Genomic DNA, 7,096 nt, shown 5'->3' with positions numbered 1-7,096 from the left:
GCCCCACCCCGATTCGGGTACCCCCGCGGGGCCTGCCGGTCCGCCGGCCGGGCCGGAACTGGATCCCGCCGCAGGTGCCGCGGGCGCTGGATTTCGCGATCACGGTGCTCGATGAGGACGGTAGCCCGGTCGAGACGCTCGTCGGCTGGTCCTCGGTGCAGCTCGCGGAGGAACACGCCCGCACGCTGGCCGGCATCGCCGGGTATCGGATCGTGCCCTGCCGCCACACCGGGGGTAGCTGAGCGGCCGGCCACCGCCCCTCGGCGGGTGGAAGCGCCAGCGCCCACCGAGGGGCCGCACCATACGCGGCGCGAATCGCCGGTGGGGACCAGAGCCCGTCGGGACTGCTCTACTAGTCCAGTCGACAGGTTCGCGTAGCCTGAAGTGACCATAGGGGCCCCTGGGCGCCCCTCCCGCCGCCCGCTCCGCGTTGTCTGTCGGGTGTGCGGCAGTCTGACTGTTTCGTCTGACTTGCTCATATCTGTCATGACTTGCGGCTCTGTGTAACCTGCCAGCTTCGCTGGTCGTCGGCGCGCCGAGTCGGTGGCCCGCCGAGTCTGCGGCTGGTGCGGCTGCTGAGCTGGTGCGGCTGCCGAGCTGGTGGAGTAGGCGACCGGTGATTGCGCCGAGCTGGTGGAGTGTGGAGCCGGTGTGGTGCTGAACCGCTGGGACCTGGTCGTTGATGGGTAGAGGCGCCGTCGCCCCGGTGGATGATTTCCCAGCGCTCCAGGGCCCCCTGGTCATCATTCGTCCCAATGCGTGGAGTGCGAAACCATTCGGGGTCCTGACCGGAATGACCTGCCGCCGTGCCGGGTCGGTCGAGAGGTACGCCGCAGGCCCACAAACTAGCGGGCCGTGCCCATGCTCCGGCGTGCGCAGATCAACGCGGCATCTTGCCCGCTGATCGTAGATTGTGTCGACGTATGTCCATGGGAACAACACGGAGCAATGGTCGTGCATCCGTTGGGCGAAAATCGCGAGTCAACGCCGCCCCGCGGGAGCCTACCGGCCGGTTGGCAGAGCCGCGCCCGAGGGCGCATTCGAAACGGATGGACAACGACTCCTGGTGCGGTGGTTGTTACGTGGTCCTGAGAATTCCCGGCGCACGGCACATCTGCCGCGCATCGGCGCCACCGACGATGTCGACGGGCGACGACAGGTCAGCGACGACAGGTCAGGGGCGACAGGTCAGGACGGTCCGCCCGACATCGCTGGTCTACGTCCTCGGCTTCGCCGCCCGAGAGCTCGCCGAGGCCCAGGCTCGCCGGCGCAGTGGCCTCATCGGGCGGCAGTGGCAGGCCGGGGTCGCCCCCTACCTGCACGCGGCCCCGGACCGGGGGGCGCACCCGCACCTGTCCCAGCAGCTGAGCGAGGCCGAGGACCGCACGCCCGACCAGCGCTTCGAGTTTGGCCTGGGGTGCGTGCTCGCCGGCGTCGCGTCGCGGGCAGCCTGGATAACCTCCTGGCCGTGGCACTCGTCTGCCTGTTGCGGCGAGCGCCTTCCGGTGACCCGGGTCGACGTCGACCATCCCGACCCGGCCGCGCCGAGGCGAACCCCGGGTCGGTCTACAACCGGGGCCGGGCCCGCGGTGGCGCCCGTTTCCTCGGCCTGGAGGGCGCCGACAGGGTCGCCGGCCAGCACACCGGCGTGTTGACGCTGCGCTACGAGTCACGCGACGGTGGCGTGCTCGACGGTGACAGTCCCGGCGGCCAGCGCCGCCCCCGTCGCCGTGCAGGCGGTGGTGTCGCGGGCGAGGGTGACCTGTCGGCGGGCGTCGCGGGTGGTCAGCTGCAGCCGCTCCCGCAGCCAACCGGCAAGGTCGGTCGCGCCCTGGCGGATGGCGAAGCCGCGGTCCTGGGCCTCCACGAACAGCAGGCCTCGTACCGCCGCGACCCGGCCGGTCAGCCGGCACACCCTCTCGATCAGCTCGTCCAGCTCGCTGTCGGAGAGCCGCCATGGCTCCGCGGACAGCAGCCCGTCGACCTGCCGGGAGATCGTGGCGAGGCGGGCCGGCGGGTCAGGGCCGTCCCCGATGTCGCCAAAAACCATGGATCAACGGTAGAACAACGCGCGCCGGATGTCGAACACATGTTCGTCCGCTGTGGGCGGACACGACACGGGAACCATCCCGCATTCCACCCATCCCAGACGGACAACAGCCGATGCTGGACAACGGCCGGCGCTGGATGGCAGCCGACGCAGGCAGGCCGGTGGCGCGGAGGGAAGAACATCGGCGTGGCCGGGGAGGTGGACGGCCGTCTGCCTCTCCGGCGCAGGCAGTGCACTAGGGGATTTGTGCTGTCGGCGCGTCCAGGTCGGCGCCCGCCTGGTCGGGCGGCCGCAGCCGCTCTGCCGGCAGGAGGCCCTCGGCCGGTTGACCGCCCTCAGTCGGATGGCTGATCTTCGTCGAACGGCTGCTTCCTGCCGAAACTGTGCTGCCATCGGCGGTGCTGTCATCGGCGGTGGGGCCGGCGGCGGCCTCGACGGCGAGCAGGGTCTCGACGTGGACGTACTTCGCGCCGCGCAGCAGGGAGGCGATCGCGGCGATCAGTGACATCGCGATGGCCAGCGAGAACACGATGATCAGGCCGTGGTGGAACGGCGAGGCGATCAGGTTCGGGAAGAACTCCTTGCCGGTCAGCGCCTGCGCGTTCGCCGCGGGGAGATGGCGCAGGGTGTCGTCGCCGAGCAGGTTCTGCATCGGGTTGTAGCCGAGGAAGGCGGCGAACAGGCTGCCGACGGGCGGCAGGTTCGCCACCCGGTCGGTGACGTCGGCTGGCACGCCCTGCGCGGCCAGCCCGCTGTGCAGCGAGTGCGGCAGCGTCGAGGACAGCCCGGCGATCATCAGGGAGAAGAACACGCCGATCGAGAGGACCTGGCCGGAGTTCATGAACGTGGCGCGCATCCCGGAGGCGCCGCCGCGGGCCGCGGCGGGCACGGCGTTCATCACCGCGGTCGTGTTCGGCGCGGAGAACAGGCCCGAGCCGATCCCGTTGAGGACCAGCAGCGCGGCGAACGCCGGGTAGCTGAAGTCCGTCGGCAGCAGCAGCAGGCCGAGGAAGGTCGCCGCGACCAGGGTCAGGCCGCCGGTGGCGAAGGCGCGGGCGCCGAACCGGTCGGACAGGAAGCCCGACACCGGGCCGGCCACCAGGAATCCGACCGTCAGGGGAAGCAGGTAGATGCCCGCCCACAGGGGCGTGTCGACGTAGTCGTAGCCGTGCAGCGGCAGCCAGATTCCCTGCAGCCAGATGATCAGCATGAACTGCATGCCGCCGCGGGCGATCGAGGACAGCAGGACCGCGGCGTTGCCGGCGGCGAACGCCCGGATCCGGAACAGCGCCAGGTTGAACATCGGCTGCGCGGTTCGCCGTTCGATCAGGACGAACGCGACGAGGACGGCGGCGCCGCCGAGGAGCGCGGCGAGGACCTTCGGGTTGAGCCAGCCCATGTCGTGGCCACCGTAGGGCTGGATGCCGTAGGTGACGCCGGCGAGCAACGCGGTCAGCCCGACCGCGAAGGTGATGTTGCCCCACCAGTCGATGCGAGCGGGCGCGCGCCGGCCGGTGTCACGCAGGCTGCGGTAGGACCAGATGGTGCCGAGCACGCCGATCGGCACGCTCACCCAGAACACCGCCCGCCAGTTCCACTCCGACAGCAGGCCGCCGGCGACCAGCCCGATGAAGGAACCGGCGAGCGCGGCGACCTGGTTGATGCCCAGCGCCATGCCCCGCTGGCGGGTGGGGAAGGCGTCGGTGAGGATGGCCGTCGAGTTGGCCATGAGCATCGCGCCGCCGACGCCCTGCACGACCCGCCAGCCGATCAGCCACAGCGCGCCGGACGAACCCTGCCAGGGGGTCAGGGCCAGCCCGATCGAGGCGACGCTGAAGACGGCGAACCCGGCGTTGTAGATCCGGACGCGGCCGAACATGTCGCCGAGCCGGCCCAGCGTCACCACCAGCACGGCGGAGACGAGCATGTAGCCCATCAGCATCCACAGCAGGTAGCTGACGTTGCCCGGCTGCAGCGGGTCAAGGTGGATCCCGCGGAAGATCGCGGGCAGGGAGATGATGACGATCGAGCTGTTGACCGTCGCCATCAGCACCCCGATGGTCGTGTTCGACAGGGCGATCCAGCGATATCTCGAGCTGTCGTCCTGGTGTGGCCGGCGCGCTGCGTCGACCGGAGTCCCCGCGGTCGTGGACATCCGGCGCTGCTCCCTCCGTCACCGATGCGGGCCGGTCCGCTCCGACGGGCGGTCCCCGGCGTCCTGCATGGCATGGGCGCGAGGCGGGGCACCGAGGGCCTGGTGGTGCCGGGTGATGTCGCTTCGCTGCGGCGAGGGGCCTGTCTGACTCCGGGCCTGTCTGACTCCGGGCCGAGCCGGCGGCGTGCCCCGCGTCCACGTCCGATGATTGCTTGACTCACACTAACAACTGGTCGGCGGTCAACATTCCCGTCACGGCCGCCGGTGAGCGGCAGGAAGCGGCCCACGGTGCCCCCCGCGCCGTCCTAGCATTACCCACTGGACGGATCACGGCTCATCTGGCCGGGACCAAGGCTTATCTGGACGGATCACGGCTCGCTGGGCGGCACGGCCATCCGAAGGCCGGTGCGAGAAGAGCAGGGCCGGTGCGAGGAGAGCGAGGCGACGTGGCGACCGATGTAGAGAGCACGTTGGCGGCCGACGACTACGACGAGTTCGGACTGCTGCACGAGAACGCCGAGGAACTGGGCCTGCCGTTCGCGGGCCGGCCCGATGTCAGCCGCGGTTACCTCGACCTCACGGCCGACCGGAGGCTGAGCTACATCCGCTGGGGTACCGCCGATCCCGAGGTGGTGTTCCTCCACGGCGGTGCCCAGAACGCCCACACCTGGGACTATGTGGCGCTCGCGCTGGGCCGGCCCGCGGTGGCGTTCGACCTGCCCGGCCACGGCCGGTCGTTCTGGCGCGCCGACCGCGACTACGGTCCGTGGCGCAATGTCGAGGCGCTGGAGGTCGCCGTGGCGGCCGTGGCGCCGAACGCGGCGGTCGTCGTGGGCATGTCGCTCGGCGGCCTGACCGTCACCCACCTGGCCGCCACCCGTCCCGACCTGTGCCGCCGGGCGGTGATCGTCGACGTCACCCCGCAGGTCAACGACGAGAGCCGGACGATGACGACGGCCGAACGCGGCTCGGTGGCGCTCGTCAGCGGACCGCCGACCTACGCCTCGTTCGAGGAGATGGCCGACGCCGCGGTCGCGCTCAGTCCGCTGCGGGCCGCCGCCGGGGTGCGCCGCGGGGTGCGCCACAACGCCCGCCGGCTGCCGGACGGCCGCTGGTCGTGGCGCTACGACCTGTTCGGCCCGCCCCCGCCGGGCACACCGGACTGGCTCGACTTCACCTCGCTGTGGGACGAGGTCGACACGATCAGCGTGCCGACGCTGCTCGTGCGCGGCGGCGAGTCGAAGTACGTCCACGACGCCGACGTCGCCGAGTTCCGCCGCCGGCTGCCGTCCCTGCGCTACGCCGCCGTCGACGGCGCTGGCCACGCGGTGCAGAGCGACCGTCCGCTGGAGCTCGTCGCGCTGATCCGGGACTTCGCCTTCCCGGCCTGACGGAGACCCCTTGGCAGAGACCCCTTGGCAGAGACCCCCTGACGGAGGCCCGTGGTCGATGTCACCCAGCGCAGCGGCATTGTGAAGGGTAGATTTGAAATTCAGCTTTACTGCGTAAAGGGTGACGGGTTATGTCGCGGCTGCAGCGGCCCAGATGGGCGGTGTGCCGCCGCGGCATGCCGCCCGACCGGGCTCGGAGGTCCAGATGCCGTCTCCCGTACGACCACTGCCGGCGCTCGCCGACCTGACCCCGCCGCCGGCCAGTCCGCACCGCGGCGCCCCGCGGCGCATGCCCGGATCGGTGCGGCGCACGAGCCATCTCAACGTGACCTGGCCCGCCGGCTACGGATCCCCGATGAACCTCAGCGCCGGCGCCCGTGACCTCGTCACCGGGCGCGACGGGCAGGCGACGGTCGTCGATTCCGCGCAGCTGCGCGTCACCGTCGACGACACCCGGACGCTGCGTTCCCTCACCAGCGTGCCTCCCCGCAGGGCCCTCGCCGGGCTGATCGGCCAGAACGGCGGCCGCGGCTACCGAGCCCGCCTGCGCGACCTGATCCCCGAGGACGTCACCACGGGATCGCCCCTGCACTTCCTGCTCGACGACATGCCCGGCGCGACCCTGGTGGCGCCGATCGCCTGGCGACTGTGGCCGGGCGAGCAGGACAAACTGGCCAGGTTCGCCGCGGCGACGCAGGCCAGCCGGGTCGAGGCGATGCGAGAGGTCTGCTCGGGATGGCGGGCCGACGGCGGCCCGCTGGAACGGATGTCCCAGGGCGGCGGGCTGGAGCAGAACCTCGTCCCCGCCCACCCGTTGGAGCAGGCCGACGATCCGCTGGCCTGGCACCGGATCCCGGCACCCCCCGGCGACTCGGCGATGTTCCGCCGCCGGCGCCGGGTGGACGTGATCGCGCCCGAGCCCCGGGAGCAGGGCGTCATGACCGTCGACTCGGCGTTCCGCGACAGCATGTGGAGTCCGCAGGGCGTGGAGACGATCGTGCACGAATACGGCGTGCACGCCACCGTCGACCCGGCCACCATGCGGCTCGTCGGGATCCGTGCGGACCCGCGGGTGCTGCCCTTCGAAACCTGCCCCTCGGCCGCCGGCAACGTGGACCTGCTGCTCGGCGAGCCGATGCAGACCCTGCGCGCCCGGGTCATCCGACTCCTCGTCGGTACCGACGGCTGCACCCACCTCAACGACGCGCTGCGGGCCCTCGCCGAGGTCCCCGTCCTCGTCGACCAGCTCGTCACCACCGGCCGCATCGACTGATCCCCGCCTCACACCCGATCGGACGCCGCGACCGGTCATCCCGGCCCGTCGACCACGCCGGTTTTATACTGACTGCGGGGCGTTTCCCGCGGTGACGGGGATGGTGGCGGCGCCCGGCGACATCAACGTGTCCGGTGGTACGTCGACATGTTCGGGTGGTGAGGTGGCGGTACGTGCCCGTCCGGCTGCGGTTCCCGGCGCGCCGGGAACCGCAGCCGGACGGGCAC

General features: G+C 71.4%; 6 protein-coding genes. 4 read left to right on the top strand and 2 right to left on the bottom strand.

The features are described 5' to 3' along the window. Together NBZ85_RS25010 and NBZ85_RS25005 are read left to right on the top strand one after the other, a co-directional pair. The coding region (locus NBZ85_RS25010) for a hypothetical protein (RefSeq protein WP_261559268.1) at window positions 1-242 on the top strand (242 nt) is incomplete at its 5' end. 897 nt (window positions 243-1,139) lie between these two features. After that, window positions 1,140-1,655: a TetR/AcrR family transcriptional regulator C-terminal domain-containing protein gene (locus tag NBZ85_RS25005; protein ID WP_261559267.1), complete on the top strand. Its 516-nt coding sequence runs from the start codon at window positions 1,140-1,142 to the stop codon at window positions 1,653-1,655. Window positions 1,656-1,669: 14 nt separating this feature from the next. On the opposite strand, the gene NBZ85_RS25000 is transcribed toward NBZ85_RS25005, so the two are convergent. Next, window positions 1,670-2,050, bottom strand: coding sequence for a DUF222 domain-containing protein (locus tag NBZ85_RS25000; RefSeq protein ID WP_261562698.1), 381 nt, complete (start codon window positions 2,048-2,050; stop codon window positions 1,670-1,672). Window positions 2,051-2,285: 235 nt separating this feature from the next. Beyond that, window positions 2,286-4,205: an MFS transporter gene (locus NBZ85_RS24995; protein WP_261559265.1), complete on the bottom strand. Its 1,920-nt coding sequence runs from the start codon at window positions 4,203-4,205 to the stop codon at window positions 2,286-2,288. Between the two features lie 446 nt (window positions 4,206-4,651). On the opposite strand from NBZ85_RS24995, the gene NBZ85_RS24990 reads away from it, so the two are divergent. Both NBZ85_RS24990 and NBZ85_RS24985 read left to right on the top strand, forming a co-directional pair. After that, entirely contained in the window at window positions 4,652-5,596 is a 945-nt protein-coding gene (locus NBZ85_RS24990) for an alpha/beta fold hydrolase (protein WP_261559264.1), read from the top strand. A gap of 205 nt (window positions 5,597-5,801) precedes the next feature. Continuing rightward, window positions 5,802-6,869 (top strand): DUF2889 domain-containing protein, encoded by a 1,068-nt coding sequence (locus NBZ85_RS24985; RefSeq protein ID WP_261559263.1) that lies wholly within the window; start codon window positions 5,802-5,804, stop codon window positions 6,867-6,869. The last annotated feature ends 227 nt before the right edge of the window (window positions 6,870-7,096 follow it).

This window comes from Frankia tisae (assembly GCF_025403405.1).
Classification (GTDB): Bacteria; Actinomycetota; Actinomycetes; order Frankiales; family Frankiaceae; genus Frankia; species Frankia tisai.
This window is presented reverse-complemented; position numbering and strand designations above follow the sequence as displayed.

Coding starts and splice junctions, on each gene's coding strand:
- NBZ85_RS25005 (WP_261559267.1), top strand. CDS start 1,140: ATGTCGACGGGCGACGACAGGTCAGCGACGACAGGTCAGGGGCGACAG.
- NBZ85_RS25000 (WP_261562698.1), bottom strand. CDS start 2,050: ATGGTTTTTGGCGACATCGGGGACGGCCCTGACCCGCCGGCCCGCCTC.
- NBZ85_RS24995 (WP_261559265.1), bottom strand. CDS start 4,205: ATGTCCACGACCGCGGGGACTCCGGTCGACGCAGCGCGCCGGCCACAC.
- NBZ85_RS24985 (WP_261559263.1), top strand. CDS start 5,802: ATGCCGTCTCCCGTACGACCACTGCCGGCGCTCGCCGACCTGACCCCG.